Here is a 19,008-nt window from a genome sequence, read left to right as displayed (position 1 = left end):
CGCAGCCGGGCCAGAAGGTTGGATTTGATGAACACCACATCCGCTCTCAACATCGCCGGCGCCCGACCGCTGCAGTTCCCGATTCCGGCCAACGTCTATGCCGAGACCGTCGTCTCGGTGAAGCACTACACCGACCGGCTGTTCTCGTTCCGCATCACCCGTCCGCAGTCGCTGCGCTTCCGCTCCGGCGAGTTCGTCATGATCGGCCTGCCCAATGCCGAAAAGCCGGTTTATCGCGCCTATTCGGTGGCCAGCCCGGCCTGGGACGAAGAGCTGGAATTCTTCTCGATCAAGGTGCCGGACGGCCCGCTCACCTCGGAACTGCAGAAGATCCAGGTCGGCGACACGGTCATCATGCGGCAGAAGTCGACCGGTACGCTGGTGGTCGACGCGCTGACCCCGGCCAAGCGGCTGTTCATGATCTCCACCGGCACCGGCATCGCACCCTTCGCCAGCCTGCTGCGCGATCCCGACACCTATGAGAAGTTCGACCAGCTGATCCTGACCCACACCTGCCGCGACAACGCCGAACTGACCTACGGCCAGGAACTGGTCGCGGCGCTGGAAAGCGATCCGCTGATCGGTGAGCTGACCGGCGGCCGCGTCGCGCTTTACAATTCGACGACCCGCGAGGAATCGGCACGCATGGGCCGCATCACCGCGCTGATCGGCTCCGGCAAGTTCTACAGCGATCTCGGCATCGACAAGCTCAACCCGGAAACCGACCGCATCATGATCTGCGGCTCGATGCACATGCTGAAGGACGTCAAGGAACTGGCCGAAAGCCTCGGCTTCGAGGAAGGCTCGCTGCATCATCCGGCAACCTTCGTCGTCGAGCGCGCCTTCGTCGGCTAGAGCCGGGCGTCGACACTCTACAGAATCTGCATTTTGACCTTTCGGTCAAAAACTAGCTGCTTTCGCAGCCTTTTTCAGCTATCCCTCGCTTGAGGACTCGTGAAGCATCCATTCACGGGCTATCTTCGGCGCACGTCGCTGAATGAAAGGGCAGGAGATGAGCAGCACAATCCGCGAAGCCGATCTTGGCACCAAGGTGACGCCGCTGCCCGCGCGTGCCGCCGCCAACACAGCCGTTCCGCTGGACCATCGCATTGCGCGCAACCCCGGCATGAAGCTCGACCTCGGCTTCATGGAATCGGTGCGCAGCGTCAACCGCTCGGCGCTGGAACGGCGCGTCGCCAGCCTGACCAAGCGGCGTTCGATCAAGGCGGACAACCAGGCGGCCTGGCTGCTGCGCGCCGTCGCCTGCATGGATCTGACGACGCTGAATTCCAATGATACCGAGGAGCGCGTGCGCCGGCTCTGCGCCAAGGCGATCAATCCGTTCCGCCGCGACATCGTCGAGGGCCTCGGCATTGCGGGCGAGATCATCCGCCCGGCAGCCGTCTGCGTCTACCATCCCTTCGTCGCCACCGCCGTCGATGCCGTGCGCGGCACTGGCATCCATGTCGCCGCGGTCTCCACCGCCTTCCCGCATGGCCTTACGCCGCTGTCGACCCGCCTGCAGGAAATCGAGGCCTCGGTCCGCGACGGCGCCGACGAGATCGACGTCGTCATCCCGCGCGGCCTGGTGTTCGGGGCCAAGTGGCGGGAGCTTTACAATGAGATCGTCTCGATGCGCGCCGCCTGCGGTGACGCGCATCTGAAGGTCATCCTCGGCACCGGCGATCTCGCCACGCTGCGCAATGTCATGCTGGCCTCGATGGTGGCGATGATGGCGGGCGCCGACTTCATCAAGACCTCGACCGGCAAGGAAAGCGTCAACGCGACGCTGCCCGTCGGCCTCGCCATGGTGCGCGCCATCAGGGCCTATTTCGAGGAAACCGGCTATCTCATCGGTTTCAAGCCGGCCGGTGGCATTTCCACGGCCAAGGCCTCGCTCGACTGGCTGGTGCTGATGAAGGAAGAACTCGGCCGGCCATGGCTGGAGCCCGAGCTGTTTCGCTTCGGCGCGTCAAGCCTTTTGACCGACATCGAGCGCCAGCTCGAGCACCATCTGACCGGGCACTATTCGGCCAATCATCGCCACGCAATGGCTTGAGCGCACCACCCCCCACCCCGATCGGCTTTGCCGATCGACCCTCCCAGGCGGGAGGGTGAAGGAGGCACCTGATGAACATCCTCGACCGCTATCACGCCATGGAATACAGCCCGGCGCCGGAGGCCCGCAACGAGGCCGATGCGTGGCTTGCCGCGCGCGACTTTTCCAAGGCGCTGTTCATCGACGGTGCCTGGAAAGCCGCTTCCGGCGGGAGGACCTTCGAGACCAGCGAGCCGTCTTCCGGCAAGCTGCTGGCGAAAGTGTCCGACGCCAGTGCCGCCGACATCGACGCGGCGGTTGCGGCGGCCACCAAGGCGCTGCCGAAGTGGTCGGCAGCGTCAGGCTATCAGCGCGCCAAGGTGCTTTATGCCATCGGCCGCGCCATGCAGCGGCATCAGCGTCTGTTCGCTGTGCTTGAGACAATCGACAACGGCAAGCCGATCCGCGAAAGCCGCGATATCGACGTGCCGCTGGCGATCCGTCATTTCATCCACCATGCCGGCTGGGCGCAGGCGCTGGACAGGGATTTCCCCGGCCACAAGGGTGTCGGCGTCGTCGGCCAGATCATCCCGTGGAATTTCCCGCTGCTGATGCTGGCCTGGAAGATCGCCCCGGCGCTCGCCGCCGGCTGTACCGTCGTGCTGAAGCCGGCCGAATTCACGCCGCTGACATCAATCCTGTTCGCCGAGATCTGCGAGCGCGCCGGCGTTCCGAAAGGCGTCGTCAACATCGTCCAGGGTGGGCCGGAAGCGGGCGTGGCCATCGTCAACCATCCCGGCATCCAGAAGATCGCCTTCACCGGTTCCTCCGAGGTCGGCAAGATCATCCGCAAGGCGACCGCCGGCTCGGGCAAGAAGCTCTCGCTGGAGCTCGGCGGCAAGTCGGCCTTCATCGTCTTCGAGGATGCCGATCTCGACAGCGCGGTCGAAGGCCTGGTCGACGGCATCTGGTTCAACCAGGGCCAGGTCTGCTGCGCCGGCTCGCGCCTGCTGGTGCAGGAAGGCATCGCCGATGCCCTGATCGCCAAGGTCAAGACGCGGATGGGCCGGTTGCGCGTCGGCAGCCCGCTCGACAAGAACACCGACATCGGTCCGCTGGTCGACTTGACCCAGCTCGAACGTGTCAAGGGACTGATCGCCGAAGGCGCCAGGCAGGGCGCCGTCTGCTGGCAGCCGGACGCTGCGCTGCCTTCGTCCGGCTACTATCATCTGCCGACACTCGCCACTGGTGTTTCGCCGGCTAACATTCTCGCGCAGGAAGAGGTGTTCGGCCCGGTTCTGGCCACCATGACCTTCCGCAACACCGAGGAAGCGATCGAGCTTGCCAACAACACGCGTTACGGGCTCGCTGCCTCGGTGTGGAGCGAGAACGTCAATCTCGCTCTGCACGTCGCGCCGCAGCTGAAGGCCGGCGTCGTCTGGGTCAACGGCACCAACATGTTCGACGCCGCCTGCGGATTCGGCGGTTACCGCGAAAGCGGATTCGGCCGCGAAGGCGGCCGCGAGGGCATGTTCGAATATCTCACGGCGAAACTGCCGCTCGGCCCGGTCATCAAGCCGGCGACGGTCTCGGCGCAACCCGTCGAGCAAACCGACGGCTCCGCGATCGACCGCACGGCAAAGCTGTTCATCGGCGGGAAGCAAATTCGGCCGGATGGCAATTATTCGCTGGCTGTCGCTACCGCCAAGGGCAAGCTTGCCGGCGAGGTCGGGCTGGGCAGCCGCAAGGATATCCGCGACGCCGTCTCTGCCGCCCGCGCCTGCAAAGCCTGGCCGGAGGCGACCGCCTATAACCGCAGTCAAGTGCTTTACTATCTGGCCGAAAACCTTTCCGGCCGCGCCGGCGAGTTTGCCGCCCGCCTCACCGAGTTGACCGGCGCCAGCGCCAAGGCCGCGCGGGAAGAAGTAGATCAGTCGATCGAGCGGCTGTTCCTCTATGCCGGGCTTGCGGACAAATTCGAGGGCCGCGTGCACCAGCCACCGGCGCGCGCCGTGACACTGGCACTGCACGAACCGGTCGGCGTCGTCGGCATCGTCGCGCCTGATAGCTCGCCGCTGCTCGGCCTGATCTCGCTGGTCGCGCCGGCGCTCGCCATGGGCAACACGGTGGTCGCGGTGCCTTCGGAACGCTATCCGCTGCTGGCAACCGATCTCTATCAAGTGATAGAATATTCCGACGTTCCGGCTGGCGCCATCAACATCGTCACCGGCCGCAGCGCTGAACTTGCCGGCGTGTTGGCCAAGCATGACGATGTCGACGGCCTGTGGGTGTTCGCCGACGCAGAGACCTGCGCCAAGGCGGAAGCCGAGTCCATCGGCAACCTCAAGCGCGTCTGGAGCGGCAATGGCTGCGGCCTCGACTGGGCCTCCGACGAAGCCGCCGGCGATGCTTTCCTGCGCCGTGCCGTCGAGATCAAGAATGTCTGGGTGCCTTACGGAGACTGAGCCCGCGTGGCTATTGCGATGGAGATCGTGTTCGGGCTTGACGCCCGGATGCATGTTCTTTAACGAGAAAAAACATCTTTATCTGTGGGCTGACAGGCGCGCAGGCCGCATGATGGCGTCCGACTGGCACATGACGCCCTGGCCGGCTGCCGATAAACCCGAACGATCCCAAGCGGGCTAGGAGAAAAGCATGGCGGATCTGGCAGGCAAGGTCGTTGTCGTCACGGCAGCGGCGCAAGGCATCGGCAAGGCGAGCGCACTGGCCTTTGCAAAAGCTGGCGCCACCGTCTACGCCACCGACATCAACGAGGCGCTGCTGGCGGAACTCGCCAAGACCTCGGGGATCAAGACCCGCAAGCTGGACGTGCTCAACGATGAGGCCGTCAACGCCGCCTTTGCCGAGATCGGTGTCGTCGACGTGCTGTTCAATTGCGCCGGTTTCGTCCACGCGGGCTCGATCCTCGAGATGAAGGACGCCGATCTCGATTTCGCGCTGAACCTCAATGTCCGCGCCATGATCCGCACCAGCCGGGCTGTGCTGCCAGGCATGCTGGAACGCGGCGACGGATCGATCATCAACATGGCCTCGCTGGCCAGTTCGACCAAGGGCGTGCCCAACCGCTTCGTCTACGGCCTGACCAAGGCCGCCGTCATCGGCCTGACCAAGGCGATCGCCGCCGACTATGTCGGCAAGGGCATACGCTGCAACGCCATTTGCCCCGGCACGGTCGAGAGCCCGTCGCTGCAGGATCGCATGCACGCGCAAGGCGACTACGATGCCGCCCGCGCCGCCTTCATCGCCCGCCAGCCAATGGGCCGGCTCGGCACGCCGGAGGAAATCGCCGATCTCGCCGTCTATCTGGCCGGCGCCACCTATACGTCCGGGCAGGCCTATAATATCGACGGCGGCTGGTCGATCTGATCGCAGGTTCGAAAGGATCTTGGGCAGACAGGACGATCGGACTCCTTCCCGGCGTTTACCAGGGGATCGAGGAGTCTGAAAATCCCGCTCGCCGGCTATCTTATATGGCGACCGCGCTTGTCCGGGATCGGGTCGATGGTTACGGTCCGCCGGTTCCTCGGAGCCATCGCCTTGGCGGAAAGTTTGCAAAAGGCCACGAGGCCGCAATCAGGAGAAGGATTTAAATGAAACTGCTGCGCTATGGCGAGATCGGGAGCGAACGCCCCGGCCTGCTCGATGCGGATGGAACGATCCGTGATCTCACTGGCCACGTCACCGACATCGGCGGCAAGACGCTCGACCCGGCATCGCTGGCGGCACTGGCCAAGCTCGATCCGAAGTCGCTACCGGCGGTTTCCGGCAGCCCGCGCCTCGGCGCCTGCGTTGCCGGCACCGGCAAGTTCATCTGCATCGGCCTCAACTATTCCGACCATGCCGCCGAAACCGGCGCCACCGTGCCGCCGGAGCCGATCATCTTCATGAAGGCGAGCTCGGCCATTGTCGGGCCGGATGACGACGTGCTGATCCCACGCGGCTCGGTGAAGACCGACTGGGAAGTCGAGCTGGCCGTGGTCATCGGCAAAACCGCCAAATATGTCAGCGAGGCCGACGCGCTCGACTATGTCGCCGGCTATAGCGTTGCCCACGACGTCTCCGAACGCGCCTTCCAGGCCGAGCGGCAGGGCCAGTGGACCAAGGGCAAGTCCTGCGACACGTTCGGCCCGACCGGCCCATGGCTGGTGACCAAGGACGAAGTGGCCGATCCGCAGAACCTCAAAATGTGGCTGACGGTCAACGGCAAGACGATGCAGAACGGCTCGACCAAGACCATGGTCTATGGCGTCAAGTATCTGGTTTCCTATCTCAGCCAGTTCATGTCGCTGCACCCCGGCGACATCATCTCCACCGGCACGCCACCCGGCGTCGGCCTCGGCATGAAACCGCCGGTGTTCCTGAAGGCCGGCGATGTGGTGGAGCTGGGCATTGAGGGCCTGGGTCAGCAGAAGCAGACGTTCAAGGCTGACGTTTAGGCGCAGCTTCTCCGTTCTCTCCTTGTGGTCTTCCGGAAGGAGAGAAGAGGCGGTTTAGCGCCCTTCCTCTACCCCGTCGATCGGGGGAGAGGTGGCGAGCGAAGCTCGACGGAGTGGGGGCTCGACCCGCTCGTCAAGACCAACACCAAGGATTCAAAGAATTCGTCATCGCCCGTCTGTCGAAGCGACACTGACGCGTCGGTTCCTATTCTATGGCGGTTTCGGCTTGGGTCCAGGTCTTCCCCCACTCCGTCGCCGCTTCGCGGCGCCACCTCTCCCCCCTCCGGAGGGAGAGGAAAGAAGAGGGTGTCAAGCTACTTCAACACCTTCCCATCCGCTCCAAACCGGTACGTCTTGGCCGGATCCGGCGTCGCATAAAGCGTGGCCCCAGGCTCAGCATCATAGACACCGAAAATCCGCACGGTGATCAGCCCGGCCTTCTCGCAGTCGAGATAGAGGTTGGTGTCGGCGCCGAGATGTTCGGCGTGCACCACCGTTCCCTTCCAGGCACCGGATTTCGGATCGACGGTCAGATGTTCCGGCCGCACGCCGATGGTCTTGGCTGTTTCGCCGAGCCTGGCGCCGTCGACAAAATTCATCTTCGGTGAACCGATGAAGCCGGCGACGAACTCATTTGCGGGCGAATTGTAGAGCTCCATCGGGCCGCCGATCTGCTCGATGCGACCGGCATTGAGTACGACGATCTTGTCGGCCAGCGTCATTGCCTCGACCTGATCGTGGGTGACGTAGATCATCGTCGCCTTCAGCCGGCGGTGCAGCTGCGCGATCTCCAGCCGCGTGTTGACGCGCAGTGCCGCGTCGAGGTTCGACAACGGTTCGTCGAACAGGAACAATTTCGGCTCGCGCACCACGGCGCGGCCGATGGCGACGCGCTGCCGCTGGCCGCCGGAGAGCTCGGCCGGCCGCCTCCCGAGATAGGGCTCCAGCGACAGCATCGACGAGGCGATGCCGATGCGCCGCTCGATCTCGGCCGCCGGCGTGCCGGCCTGCTTGAGGCCGAGGCCCATATTGTTCTTCACCGTCAGATGCGGGTAGAGCGCATAGGTCTGGAACACCATGGCGATGCCGCGCTTGGCAGGCGGCGTGGCGGAGACATCCGCGCCGTCGATCACCACACGGCCCGAGGTCGAATCCTCCAGTCCGGCGATGACCCTGAGCAAGGTCGACTTGCCGCAACCGGACGGGCCGACGAAGACGACGAATTCGCCGTCGTTCACTTCGAGGTTGATGCCCTTCAGCACCTCGACCGGCCCGAAGGCCTTCTTCACGTTCTCGATGTTCAGCGAGCCCACTTCGTTCCTCCGGATTGGAATGCGGGCGCCCAGACACCCCCCTCTGGCCTGCCGGCCATCTCCCCCTCAAGGGGGGAGATTGGCAGCTTTGACGCCGCCGCACTCTTTTCAACGTTGGTGATTGGCGAAGGCCGTGTGGAAAGCTGATCTCCCTCCTTGAGGGGGAGATGGCCGGCAGGCCAGAGGGGGGCGCCGTAGAGCGCAACCCCTGACGACAATTGCCTCGTCATAACCGCACCGCCTTTCCACTGCGCACGCTCTCGTCGGCTGCAAGGCAGACCGCGAGCGATCTGACCGCGTCGTCCATGTGTTTGGTGAGATCGAGATCCTCGCGGATCGCCTTCAGCACGAAGGCCTGTTCGAGGTCGCAGAGGTCCTGATGGCCGGGCTCGCCTTCCATCGACAGCATCTCGTCCGGCCCGGCGAATTTGCCGTCCGCACCGGTCGCGGCACTGTGCAGTCGGATGGTGGAGGTCTTGGTGTGGGTGTCGATGTCGTCGGACTTGACGCCCTCCTTCATGACGATCGACACGCAGCCATTCGGCGAAATCACGTCCTTCACGAAGAACGCCGTTTCCGAAATCATCGGCCCCCAGCCGGCTTCATACCAGCCGACCGAACCGTCATCGAACAGCACCTGCAGGTGGCCGTAATTATACATCGAGGTCGCCACCTCGTCTGTCAGCCGCACGCCCATGCCACGCACTTCCACAGGCTTCGCATCGGTGATCTGCAGCATGACGTCGAGATAATGCACGCCGCAGTCGACGATCGGCGAGGTCGTCTGCATCAACTGCTTGTGCGTTTCCCAGGTGTGGCCTGAGGATTGCTGATTGAGGTTCATGCGGAAGACGTAGGGGCCGCCGAGCTTGCGCGCCTCGGCGATCAGCCTGATCCAGGACGGGTGATGGCGCAGGATGTAGCCGATCACCAGCTTCTTGCCATTGGCCTTGGCGGCCGCGACGACGCGTTTGGCATCGGCCACCGTCGTTGCCAGCGGCTTTTCGACGAAGACATGGCAGCCGGCCTCGAACGCCCTCACCGCATAGTCGGCATGGCTGTCGGAGTAGGTGGCGATGCAGGCGACGTCAGGCTTTTCGTCGCGCAGCGCCTCGTCGAAGGAGCGTCGGATGCCGTAGCCGGAAAGCCCTTCCGGCAGCGGCGCGTCGGAGCGGTTGACCAGTGCTGCGATCTGGAAACCCGGATTGGTGTGATAGGCCAGCGCATGGCTGCGGCCCATATTGCCGAGGCCAGCGACGACGACACGAAGGGGCGATTCAGAGCTCACCTAGCTACTCCAGATATTCCAGTTTCTTCTTGAAAGGGTGTCACCCCACCCGGCGCTTCGCGCCGACCTCCCCATCGAGGGGAGGTGGGACGTCGGCGCGAACATCCCATCGCCAACAAGGCTATTCTGAACCGCGACCGCTGGCGGTCGAGAATGAAGCTGTAGCCTTCTACCTCCCCTTGATGGGGAGGTCGGCGCAAAGCGCCGGGTGGGGTGAAGGCTCCAGCAGAGATTTGTAGGTCTCCGCTCACTTGACGGCTCCGGAGGTGATGCCGCGGATCAGCTGCCGCGAGAAGATGACGTAGAGGATCAGCACCGGCATGATCGCCAGCGAGAGTGCTGCCAGGATGGCGTTCCAGTTGGTGACGAACTGGCCGAGGAACAGCTGGGCGCCTAGCGTCACCGTCTTGGTTTCTTCCGACGGCGCCAGGATCAGCGGAAACCACAGGTCGTTCCAGATCGGGATCATGGTGAAAACGGCGACGGTTGCCATCGAGGGCCTGACCAGCGGCAGCACCAGCCGGAAGAAGATGGTGTATTCGGACAGGCCGTCGATGCGACCGGCATTCTTCAGATCGTCGGACACCTGCTTCATGAATTCCGACAGGATGAAGACGGCCAACGGCAGGCCTTGCGCGGTGTAGACCAGGATCAGTGCCGTCAGCGTGTTGACCAGTCCGCTCGCCACCATCAATTGCAGGATGGCGACGGTGCCGAGGCGGATCGGGATCATGATGCCAAGCGCCAGATAGAGCCCCATCAGCGAATTGCCGCGGAAGCGGTATTCCGACAGTGCGAAGGCTGCCATGGCGCCGAACAGGAGCACGAAGAACAGTGAGGCTACGGTGACGACGAGGCTGTTCTGGAAATAGTGGATGAAGTCGCCCTGGCCGATCACGGTCGTGTAGCCGATCAGGTCGAAGGTCTTTGGCGTCGGCGGCGTCAGCGGCGCGCCGAAGATGCCCGCGCGGGATTTAAACGAATTCATGATCACGAGGATCACCGGAAACAGCGCGATCACTGTGTAGGTCAGCAGGATCGCGTGGGCGCCGATGGTGCGGGGCACGGAACGGGTGGCGGTGCTCATTGGAAAGTCTCCTGAACAATCGCGATCCGTGAGGTCGGCGCCCTGGCACCCCCCTCTGTCCTGCCGGACATCTCCCCCGCAAGGGGGGAGATTGGCAGTTTTAGCGTTGCCGCACATCTTGCAACGCTGGAGATTGGCGAAGGTCGAAATGACATCTGATCTCCCCCCTTGCGGGGGAGATGGCCGGCAGGCCAGAGGGGGGTGCTCAAGCTCGACATTTCATCCCTCAGAACTGGTAGCGACGCAGGCGCGTCTGCACGAGGAAGAGGTAGACGCAGACGCCGCCGAGGATGATCAGGAACATCATCGTGGCGATCGCCGCACCCATGTTGGGATCGCCAGTCTGCAGCTGGAAGCCGAAGAAGGCGCGGTAGAGGAAGGTGCCGAGAATGTCGGTGGAATAGTTCGGCCCGGCAAGCGCGCCTTGCGCGGTGTAGATCAGGTCGAAGGCGTTGAAATTGCCAACGAAGGTCAGGATCGAGATGATGCCTATCGACGGCAGGATCAGCGGCAGCTTGATCTTCCAGAACTGCGACAGGCCGGTGATGCCGTCGCATTCGGCGGCCTCGATCACCTCTTCGGGGATCGACAGCAGGGCTGCGTAGATCAGCATCATCGGGATGCCGACGAACTGCCACACCGAGATCAGGCTGAGCGCGGTCAGCGCATATTGCTCCTTGCCTAGCCATGGCGTGAACAGGCTTTTCAGGCCGACAAGATCCATCAGATGCGGCGCCACGCCCCATAGCGGCGACAGGATAAGCTTCCAGGCAAAACCGACGATGACGAAGGACAGGATGGTCGGCACGAAGATCGCCGTGCGGTAGAAGGCGGCAAATCTCAGTTTCGGGCTGGACAGAAGCGCGGCCAGCATGACACCGATCGGGTTCTGCACGATCATGTGGATGATGAAGAACCAGACATTGTTCCTCAGCGCGTTCCAGAAACCCACCGACCAGTTGGGATCGCCGAACAGCATGCGGAAGTTTTCCAGCCCGACGAAGACCTGGTGCTGCTCGATGTTGCGGAACAGCGACAGCTGCAGCGTGCCGGCGAGCGGCAGGATCATGATCGCCGTGTAGACGAGCACCGCCGGCGCCAGAAAGATGGCGATGTGCCAGCGGAACGGTCTTTTCGGTCTGATATCTGCAGCCATGAGTTCGGTCCCCGCTGATCAGGTTGGCAAATGCCGCCAAAGGCGCGGCGCCTCCCTCCCCCTCGAGGGGAGGGTGCCTCGCGAAGCGAGGCGGGTGGGGTCGGTCAAGGCAGCGCGCCATCGACATTTGACCGTGCTTTCCAGCAACGATCAAGTCGCGGCCTGCCTCCACGCCTTCGGCGACATCTCCCCCTCAAGGGGGGAGATAAGCAGCGTTCAGTCTGAGCTCTTACTTGGCCGGCTTGTACCAGCTGTCGAGACCGGTCTGCAGCTTCTTGGCCGCGGCTTCCGGCGTATCGGTGCCGTTGATGACGTTAGCCGATTCAACCCAGGTCTCGTTTTCGAGGTTCGGCGTGCCGCGCGACAGGATCTGGTAGGTCGAGCGGATCGTCGACTTGCACTTGCCGCGCCAGGAGACGAATTCCTGCGCCAGCGGGTCTTCCATCTTCACCGGCGCGGAGTTCAGGCTGAAGAAGCCCGGCAGCGCATTGGCGTAGATGGTGGCGAAGTCCGGCGAGGCGACCCAGGACAGGAAGGTCTTGGCTGCATCGGCGTTCTTCGAAGCCGCATTCAGGCCCATGCCGATATCGGTATGGTCGGAGATGTAGCAGGTGTCGCCGGCCTTCTCGACCGGCGGCGGGAAGGCGCCCATCTTGAACTGCGCCTGGGTGTTGAACAGGCCGATTTCCCACGAGCCGGCCGGGTAGATGGCGGCGCGGCCGAGCGTGAACAGGTTCTGGCTGTCCGGATAGGTCTGGGCTTCAAAGCCGTCGCCGAGATACGGCTTCCACTTGGCCAGTTCCTCATACGGCGCGACCCAGTCCTTGTCGGTCAGCTTCTGATCGCCCTTGATCAGCGCCGCGCGGCCGTCCTCGCCTTTCCAGTAGTTGGGGCCGATGTTCTGGTAGCCCATGGTCGCGGCTTCCCAGAGGTCCTTGGTGCCCATCGCCATCGGGATGTAGGTGCCGTCGGCCTTGATCTTATCGAGCGCGGCGAAGAACTCGTCGCGGGTCTCCGGCACCTTGATGCCGAGCTTGTCGAAGGCGTCCCTGTTGTAGATGAAGCCGTGGATGACCGAGGCCATCGGCACGCAGAAGCTCGCCTTGCCGTCGTCGGTCTGCCAGGCGGACTTGGCCACCGGCGAGAAGTTTTCCATGCCAGGCAGCGCCGAGAGGTCGGCGAGGTTGCCCTTCTTGAACAGTTCAAGCGATTTGTCGAACGGGCGGCAGGTGATCAGGTCGCCCGCCGAGCCGGCGGCGAGCTTGGCGCCGAGTGCGGCGTCATATTCGGTTGGAGCCGACGGTGCGAACACCACCTTGATGCCCGGGTTCTTGGCTTCGAAAGCCGGGATCAGCTTGTCCTTCCAGATGGCAAGGTCGTCGCCGCGCCAGCTCTCGATGTTAAGTGTTACGTCGTCGGCATAGGCAACCCCGGCCGAGCCGAGAATGCTGGTGCCTAGAAGCAGTGCCGTCAGTAGTTTCGTTGTCATGCTCAGTCTCCCTGTTGACCTTTTTCAGGTTCGGTTTTGATGAGAACGGAGGCTTTTGGCGCCTTGCTCCCCTCGATCGCGGAAAGGGCCGGCCGCAGCTTCTGGCCGGCCTCTTCCAGTATCTTCTGCGCCGCGTCAGTGCTGTCGACGCCGGCGGCAAGCAGAATGGCGGTCTTGACCGCGCCGCCGCTCTTCTCGAGCAGGCGGGCCGCTTCGTCCGTGCCGCGCCCGCTGACGGCGGCGACGATGCGCGCCGCGCGGTCGCGCAGCTTGATGTTGTCGGCCATCAGGTTGACCATGTAGCCGTCATGAACATGGCCGAGATGCACCGCGGTCAGCGTCGACAGCATGTTGAGAGCGATCTTCTGGGCGGTGCCCGCGCCCATGCGCGTCGAGCCGGCGATCAGCTCCGGCGGCGTTTCGAGCAGGACGGCCACATCGGCCAGCTTGAGCAGCGGCGTGTCCTTGTTGTTGGCAATGCCGATGGTGGCGGCGCCCCGACGGGCGGCTTCCTCGATCGCCTTGACGGCATAGGGCGTCGTGCCGCTGGCGGAAATGGCGATCAGGCAGTCGCCCTTGCCGAGGCCAGCCTTGGCGACCGCCCTTGCTGCCTCCTCGGTATCGTCTTCCGGGCCGCCGGCCAGTGTCCGGAAAGCTTCGTCGCCGCCGGCGATCAGGATGGCAATGCGGTCACGATGAATGCCGAAGGTGCCCGGCAACTCCAGCGCGTCGGCCAGCGCCATCAGGCCCGAGCTGCCGGCCGCCGCGTAGGCAAGCTTGCCGCCACTCTTCAGCCTGCCGGCGATGATTTCGGCCGCACTGGCGATGGATGGAATGGCGTGGCGCACGACCTTGGCGGCTTCGATCTGCGCATCGGCCAAATAGGAAAGGATGGCGTCCGGGGCCTGGATATCCAGCCCCTCGGCATTCTGGTGAAGCGCTTCGGTGCGCGTTTCGGCCATCCCGGTTCCTCCAATACCAGAACAATACCAAAAAAATACCACTTGTCCACACGCATTAACGAATTCGCTGGCCGGAAATCGCTGAGCCGACGAAATGCATAGGCTTTTCAATAAAATACGGCTTAATCTTTTTGAAACGGAAATTAACCCTTGGCTATTGGTATTTTATTGGTATTATCCGCCTGGAGGAGAAATCACGTGAATTTCGTACTCGGAATCGATGGCGGCGGCACCAGCTGCAGGGCCGCCCTGGCAACAGCGGATGGCGCCGTTGTTGGCCGCGCCAAGAGCGGCGCCGCCAACATCCGCACCGATCTGACCGGCGCCCGCTCGAACATCGTCGAGGCCGCCAGGCAGGCGTTCATCGCCGCCGGGCAGGATCCGGAGCTGATCCCGCAAACGCCCGCAATTCTCGGCCTTGCCGGCGCCAATGTCGGCACCTACCGGCAGCAGCTCGAGGCGATCCTGCCATTCAGCATCAGCCGCGTCGAGACCGACGCCGAAATCGCGCTGGAAGGCGCTGTCGGCTCCGGCGACGGCGCCATGGCGATCCTCGGCACCGGTACCGCCTACATGGCGCGCAAGAACGGCAAGTCGCGCGCCATCGGCGGCTGGGGCTTTCAGGTCGGCGACCAGGGCAGCGGCGCCCGCATCGGCCGCGACCTGCTCGAACAGACGCTGCTTGCCTATGACGGCGTCCGCGCCGGTTCGCCGCTGACGCAGAGCATGCTGGCGGTTTTCCGCAACAATCCGGAGGACGTGGTCGAATTCACCACCAATGCCAAGCCTGGCGATTTCGGCGGCTTCGCACCCAAGGTGTTCGAGCATGCCGAGAAGGGCGACAGCGTCGCCAACTGGATCCTGGACAGGGTGGTCGCCGATGTCGAAGCCTCGCTTGGCGCGCTCGACCTCGCGGACGACGCGCCGCTTTGCCTGCTCGGCGGGCTGGCGCCGCTCTACGCGCCGCGCCTATCAGCGCGCTACCGGGCACTGCTGAAGCCGCCGCTCGACGACGCGCTGGGCGGCGCGGTGCAGATAGCGGTCCGCCTTTTCGCCAGACACGCGGAGGCGGCGCGATGAGCGAGGCCGCCGACCAGATCTTCGCCACGCTGAAACATCAGGCGCAAAGCGGCGCGCCGCTCTATCTGCAGCTTCGCAAGAGCATCGAGGACGCGGTCAATCGCGGCCTGATCGGACCGGGCGACGCGCTGCCCTCCGAGCGCGACATCGCCACCAAGGCCGATATTTCACGCGTCACCGTGCGCAAGGCGGTGCAGGATCTGGTCAAGGGCGGCATCCTGGTCCAGCGGCACGGCTCCGGCACCTTCGTGGCGCCGCGCATGGAGCGCGTCGAGCAATCGCTGTCGCGGCTGACCTCGTTTACCGAGGACATGGCGCGGCGCGGCATGGTGGTGCGTTCGGCATGGCTCGACCGCGGCCTTTACGCGCCCTCGCCCGACGAGATGATGGTGCTTGGCCTGTCGTCGAACGAACTCGTGGCGCGCGTGGCGCGCCTGCGCATCGCCAACGACACGCCGTTGGCGATCGAACGCGCCTCGCTGTCGGCCAGCGTGTTGCCCGACCCGGCTGATATAGGCTCCTCGCTCTATGCGGCGCTGGAATTGACCGGCAACCGGCCGGTGCGGGCGGTGCAGCGCATTTCCGCCGCCAATCTCGGCGACAGCGACGCACGCCTGCTCGAAGTGCCGCCCGGCATCGCCGGCCTGCACATCGAACGCATCTCCTATCTGGCGAGCGGCAAGGTGATCGAATTCACCCGCTCCATCTACCGGGGCGACGCCTATGATTTCGTCGCCGAACTGCGGCTGACAGGGCCGAGCGAAGAGGGCCGACCATGAGCACAGAGCCGACCATGTCGACAGAAATGACCCATATGCGGCGCGAGATCGAGGAGATCCCGCAAGCGGTCGCCCGCCTGCTCGACGGCTCCGGCGCCGTGCTGACCGAGGCCGGGCGCGGCATCCGCGAACGCGACCCGCAGTTTGTCGTCACCGTGGCACGCGGCTCCTCCGACCATGCCGCCACCTTCATGAAATATGCTGTCGAGCTGACCGCCGGCCTCGCCGTCGCATCGGTCGGACCGTCCATCGCCTCGATCTATGGCCGCAAGCTCAGGCTCGCCGGCTCGGCCTGCCTGGCGATCTCGCAGTCGGGCAAGAGCCCCGACATCGTCGCCATGGCCGAAACCGCGCGAGCCGGCGGCGCGCTGACCATCGCCATCACCAACACCGCCGATTCGCCGCTGGCGCGCGCCTCGGACTATGCGATCGATATCCTGGCCGGCCCCGAGCGCAGCGTGGCGGCCACCAAGACCTTCATCAATTCCGCTGTCGCCGGTCTCGCCCTGATGGCGCATGCCACCGGCGACGATGCGCTGCTGGCGGCACTCGCCCAATTGCCCGGGCATTTCCGCAACGCGATCGCCTGTGACTGGATGACGGTGCTGGCCGAAACGATCGAGAAGCAGAAATCGCTGTTCATCCTCGGCCGCGGCCCGTCGGCGGCGATGGCCAACGAAGCGGCGCTGAAATTCAAGGAGACCTGCGGCATGCATGCCGAGGCCTACAGCGCCGCCGAAGTCATGCATGGCCCGCTGGCGCTGATCGGACCCGATTTTCCGGTGCTAGCGCTGGCCGCGCGCGATGCGTCCGAACCGTCCATCACTGAGGCCGCCGACAGCCTGGCGGCCAAGGGCGCGCCGGTGTTCGTCACCTCGGCACTTGCCCAGCGCGCCGTGCGCCTGCCGCATATCGCCACCGGCCATCCGCTGACCGATCCGCTGACGCTGATCGTCTCCTTCTACATGTTCGTCGAGGCCTTTGCCCGCCATCGCGGCCTCGATCCGGACGCGCCGCGCAATCTTCGCAAGGTGACGGAGACAGTATGAGCGACCGTTTTGCCCTGACTGGCGCCCGCATTTTCGACGGCGACGACTGGCATGAAGGCCACGCACTGGTCGTGCGCGACGGCCTCGTCGAGGCTATTTTGCCCACGAGCGCCATTCCTTCGGATATCCGCGTCGTCGATACCGGCGGCGGCGTGCTGGCGCCGGGCTTCGTCGACTTGCAGGTCAATGGCGGTGGCGGCGTCATGCTCAACGACCATCCCGATGTCGCTTCGCTCGAAACCATCTGCAAGGCGCATGCGCCCTTCGGCACGACGGCGTTGCTGCCGACGCTGATCACCGACACGCCCGACATCACCGCCGCCGCGATTGCCGCCGGCGAAGCGGCAGCGCTGAGGAAGCTGCCGGGCTTCCTCGGCCTGCATCTCGAAGGCCCGCATTTGTCGGTCGCCCGCAAGGGCGCGCATGATCCGGCGCTGATCCGGCCGATGACGGATGCCGATCAGGCGATGCTGATCGCGGCGCGGAAAAAACTGCCGGTGCTGCTCACCACCGTGGCGCCGGAATCCGTCGAACCGGCACGCGTCACAGCACTCGCCAAGGCGGGCATCATCGTCAGCCTCGGCCATTCCGACACCGGCTACGCCACCGCCAGCACCTTCGCCGAAGCCGGCGCGAGCGTGGTCACCCATCTGTTCAACGCGATGAGCCAGATCGGCAACCGTGAGCCCGGGCTGGCGGGCGCGGCCATCGACATCGGCACCTTGTCCGCCGGGCTCATCGCCGACGGCATCCATGTCGATCCCGCCACCATCAAGATCGCGCTGCGCGCCAAGCAAGGCCCCGGCAAGATCGTGCTGGTCAGCGACGCCATGGCGACAATCGGCACCGACATGACCTCGTTCACGCTCAACGGCCGCACCATCTACCGCAGGGACGGCAGCCTGCGGCTCGCCGACGGAACGCTGGCGGGCGCCGATCTCGACATGATCTCGGCCGTGCGATTCATTCACCGCGTCGTCGGGCTCGAGCTTTCCGAGGCCTTGCGCATGGCCTCGCTCTATCCGGCGCAGGCGATAGGGCAATCGCATCGACTCGGGCGATTCGCCAACGGCACGGCGGCCGATATCGTCGCGCTGTCGGACGATCTCGACATCAGAAGCGTCTGGATCGGCGGCGACAAGGTTTTTGCAGCCGACAGTGCCCGGTGATATCAGACCATGCATGACGTCGATTGCGTCGTTGCGGGAGCGGGTGTCGTCGGGCTCGCCATCGCCAGGGCGCTCGCTCTGTCGGACCGCGAGGTGCTGGTGGTCGAACAGGCCGGCGCGATCGGCACGGTCACCAGTTCGCGCAATTCGGAAGTCATCCATGCCGGGCTCTACTACACACCGGGCAGCCTGAAAGCCCGGCTCTGCGTCGAAGGCCGCGAGCGGCTCTACGCCTATTGCCGCGAGCACAACATCGCCCACGCCCGCACCGGCAAGCTGATCGTCGCGGTGGAACCGGAACAGCTGGACAGGCTGGGCGCGATCCGGACCAATGCGCGGAGCTGTGGAGTTGGCGATCTCGAAGTTTTGACACCGGCACAAGCCGAAAGCTTCGAACCCGCGCTGCGATGTGCCGGGGCGTTGCTGTCGCCATCGACCGGCATCATCGATAGCCAGGCGCTGATGCTCTCGCTGCGCGGCGACGCCGAGGCCGCCGGCGCATCCTTCGCCTTCCTCACCACCGTTGCCGGAGCTGCAATCGAAGCCGATGGGATGCCGATCGATACGCATGATGCCGATGGCGAGACCTTCACGTTGAAGGCGGGAGCCTTCGTCAACGCCACGGGCCTCGATGCGCAGGCCCTCGCCGGCCGCATCGAGGGCTTCCCGGAAGGTCTTGTTCCGCCGCTCTGGCTAGCGCGCGGCAGCTATTTCTCACTCTCGGGACGGTCGCCCTTCTCGCGGCTGATTTATCCCGTGCCGGTCAATGGCGGCCTCGGCGTCCATCTGACCCTCGACCTTGCCGGCAGCGCGCGTTTTGGCCCGGATGTCGAATGGATCGACAGCGTGGATTATACGGTCGATCCCGGCCGAAGCGCCGCCTTCTACGAGGCGATCCGGCGCTACTGGCCTGGGCTTGCCGACGGCGCCCTGCAGCCCGCCTATGCCGGCATCCGGCCGAAACTGTCCGGGCCGGGCCAGCCGGCGGCCGACTTCATGATCCAGGGACCGGCCGACCATGGCACTGGGGCGATCGTCAATCTGTTCGGCATCGAGAGCCCCGGCCTGACGGCAAGCCTGGCGATCGCCGAGCATGTTTGCGAACTACTGTATCCGGGTTGACCGGCTGCCGGCGCATTTC

The 19,008-nt window shown here is 64.5% G+C and carries 16 protein-coding genes; 10 read left to right on the top strand and 6 right to left on the bottom strand.

The window, feature by feature from the left end; all coding sequences use genetic code 11:
* Nucleotides 1-27: 27 nt before the first annotated feature.
* From ACFOJ9_RS34120 to ACFOJ9_RS34100, 5 genes are all read left to right on the top strand, one after another.
* Nucleotides 28-855, top strand: a complete 828-nt coding sequence (locus tag ACFOJ9_RS34120) for a ferredoxin--NADP reductase (protein WP_378985842.1) — start codon at nucleotides 28-30, stop codon at nucleotides 853-855.
* A 157-nt stretch (nucleotides 856-1,012) separates the two neighbouring features.
* A complete protein-coding gene (gene deoC, locus ACFOJ9_RS34115; RefSeq protein WP_378985840.1) occupies nucleotides 1,013-2,059 on the top strand; it encodes a deoxyribose-phosphate aldolase in 1,047 nt (348 codons plus the stop codon).
* Nucleotides 2,060-2,130: 71 nt separating this feature from the next.
* Nucleotides 2,131-4,503, top strand: a complete 2,373-nt coding sequence (locus ACFOJ9_RS34110) for an aldehyde dehydrogenase family protein (protein WP_378985838.1) — start codon at nucleotides 2,131-2,133, stop codon at nucleotides 4,501-4,503.
* A gap of 190 nt (nucleotides 4,504-4,693) precedes the next feature.
* Nucleotides 4,694-5,425, top strand: coding sequence for an SDR family oxidoreductase (locus ACFOJ9_RS34105; RefSeq protein WP_378985836.1), 732 nt, complete (start codon nucleotides 4,694-4,696; stop codon nucleotides 5,423-5,425).
* Between the two features lie 224 nt (nucleotides 5,426-5,649).
* Complete coding sequence (locus tag ACFOJ9_RS34100; protein ID WP_378985834.1) at nucleotides 5,650-6,495, top strand: fumarylacetoacetate hydrolase family protein; 846 nt, start codon at nucleotides 5,650-5,652, stop codon at nucleotides 6,493-6,495.
* 314 nt (nucleotides 6,496-6,809) lie between these two features.
* Here ACFOJ9_RS34100 and ACFOJ9_RS34095 read toward each other — a convergent pair whose 3' ends face one another.
* The 6 genes from ACFOJ9_RS34095 to ACFOJ9_RS34070 all read right to left on the bottom strand — a co-directional run bounded on the left by ACFOJ9_RS34095 (nucleotide 6,810) and on the right by ACFOJ9_RS34070 (nucleotide 13,790).
* Entirely contained in the window at nucleotides 6,810-7,808 is a 999-nt protein-coding gene (locus ACFOJ9_RS34095; RefSeq protein WP_128305133.1) for an ABC transporter ATP-binding protein, read from the bottom strand.
* A gap of 226 nt (nucleotides 7,809-8,034) precedes the next feature.
* Nucleotides 8,035-9,096, bottom strand: coding sequence for a Gfo/Idh/MocA family protein (locus tag ACFOJ9_RS34090; RefSeq protein WP_378985832.1), 1,062 nt, complete (start codon nucleotides 9,094-9,096; stop codon nucleotides 8,035-8,037).
* A gap of 247 nt (nucleotides 9,097-9,343) precedes the next feature.
* On the bottom strand, nucleotides 9,344-10,183 hold the full coding sequence (locus ACFOJ9_RS34085) for a carbohydrate ABC transporter permease (protein ID WP_127265686.1): 840 nt from the start codon (nucleotides 10,181-10,183) through the stop codon (nucleotides 9,344-9,346).
* Nucleotides 10,184-10,409: 226 nt separating this feature from the next.
* On the bottom strand, nucleotides 10,410-11,339 hold the full coding sequence (locus ACFOJ9_RS34080) for a carbohydrate ABC transporter permease (RefSeq protein ID WP_378985829.1): 930 nt from the start codon (nucleotides 11,337-11,339) through the stop codon (nucleotides 10,410-10,412).
* A 229-nt stretch (nucleotides 11,340-11,568) separates the two neighbouring features.
* On the bottom strand, nucleotides 11,569-12,828 hold the full coding sequence (locus tag ACFOJ9_RS34075) for an ABC transporter substrate-binding protein (protein WP_378985827.1): 1,260 nt from the start codon (nucleotides 12,826-12,828) through the stop codon (nucleotides 11,569-11,571).
* Nucleotides 12,829-12,830: 2 nt separating this feature from the next.
* Complete coding sequence (locus tag ACFOJ9_RS34070; protein WP_378985825.1) at nucleotides 12,831-13,790, bottom strand: N-acetylmuramic acid 6-phosphate etherase; 960 nt, start codon at nucleotides 13,788-13,790, stop codon at nucleotides 12,831-12,833.
* A gap of 198 nt (nucleotides 13,791-13,988) precedes the next feature.
* Here ACFOJ9_RS34070 and ACFOJ9_RS34065 point away from each other — a divergent pair, with 198 nt between their 5' ends.
* Genes ACFOJ9_RS34065 through ACFOJ9_RS34045 form a run of 5 tightly spaced genes read left to right on the top strand, consistent with a single transcriptional unit; the run spans nucleotide 13,989 to nucleotide 18,989 of the window.
* A complete protein-coding gene (locus tag ACFOJ9_RS34065; protein ID WP_378985823.1) occupies nucleotides 13,989-14,870 on the top strand; it encodes a BadF/BadG/BcrA/BcrD ATPase family protein in 882 nt (293 codons plus the stop codon).
* Nucleotides 14,867-15,649, top strand: a complete 783-nt coding sequence (locus ACFOJ9_RS34060) for a GntR family transcriptional regulator (RefSeq protein ID WP_063169682.1) — start codon at nucleotides 14,867-14,869, stop codon at nucleotides 15,647-15,649. The genes ACFOJ9_RS34065 and ACFOJ9_RS34060 overlap by 4 nt, the downstream gene beginning before the upstream one ends.
* A 14-nt stretch (nucleotides 15,650-15,663) precedes the next feature.
* Nucleotides 15,664-16,698 (top strand): SIS domain-containing protein, encoded by a 1,035-nt coding sequence (locus ACFOJ9_RS34055; protein ID WP_378988236.1) that lies wholly within the window; start codon nucleotides 15,664-15,666, stop codon nucleotides 16,696-16,698.
* Complete coding sequence (nagA, locus tag ACFOJ9_RS34050; protein WP_378985820.1) at nucleotides 16,695-17,867, top strand: N-acetylglucosamine-6-phosphate deacetylase; 1,173 nt, start codon at nucleotides 16,695-16,697, stop codon at nucleotides 17,865-17,867. Before ACFOJ9_RS34055 ends, nagA begins: the two co-directional genes overlap by 4 nt.
* A 9-nt stretch (nucleotides 17,868-17,876) precedes the next feature.
* Nucleotides 17,877-18,989: an NAD(P)/FAD-dependent oxidoreductase gene (locus tag ACFOJ9_RS34045; protein WP_378985818.1), complete on the top strand. Its 1,113-nt coding sequence runs from the start codon at nucleotides 17,877-17,879 to the stop codon at nucleotides 18,987-18,989.
* The last annotated feature ends 19 nt before the right edge of the window (nucleotides 18,990-19,008 follow it).

The organism is Mesorhizobium cantuariense, assembly GCF_042647205.1.
GTDB classification, from domain to species: domain Bacteria; phylum Pseudomonadota; class Alphaproteobacteria; order Rhizobiales; family Rhizobiaceae; genus Mesorhizobium; species Mesorhizobium cantuariense.
Note: the sequence above shows the minus strand (reverse complement) of the source record. Positions and strands in the feature narration are given on the sequence as shown.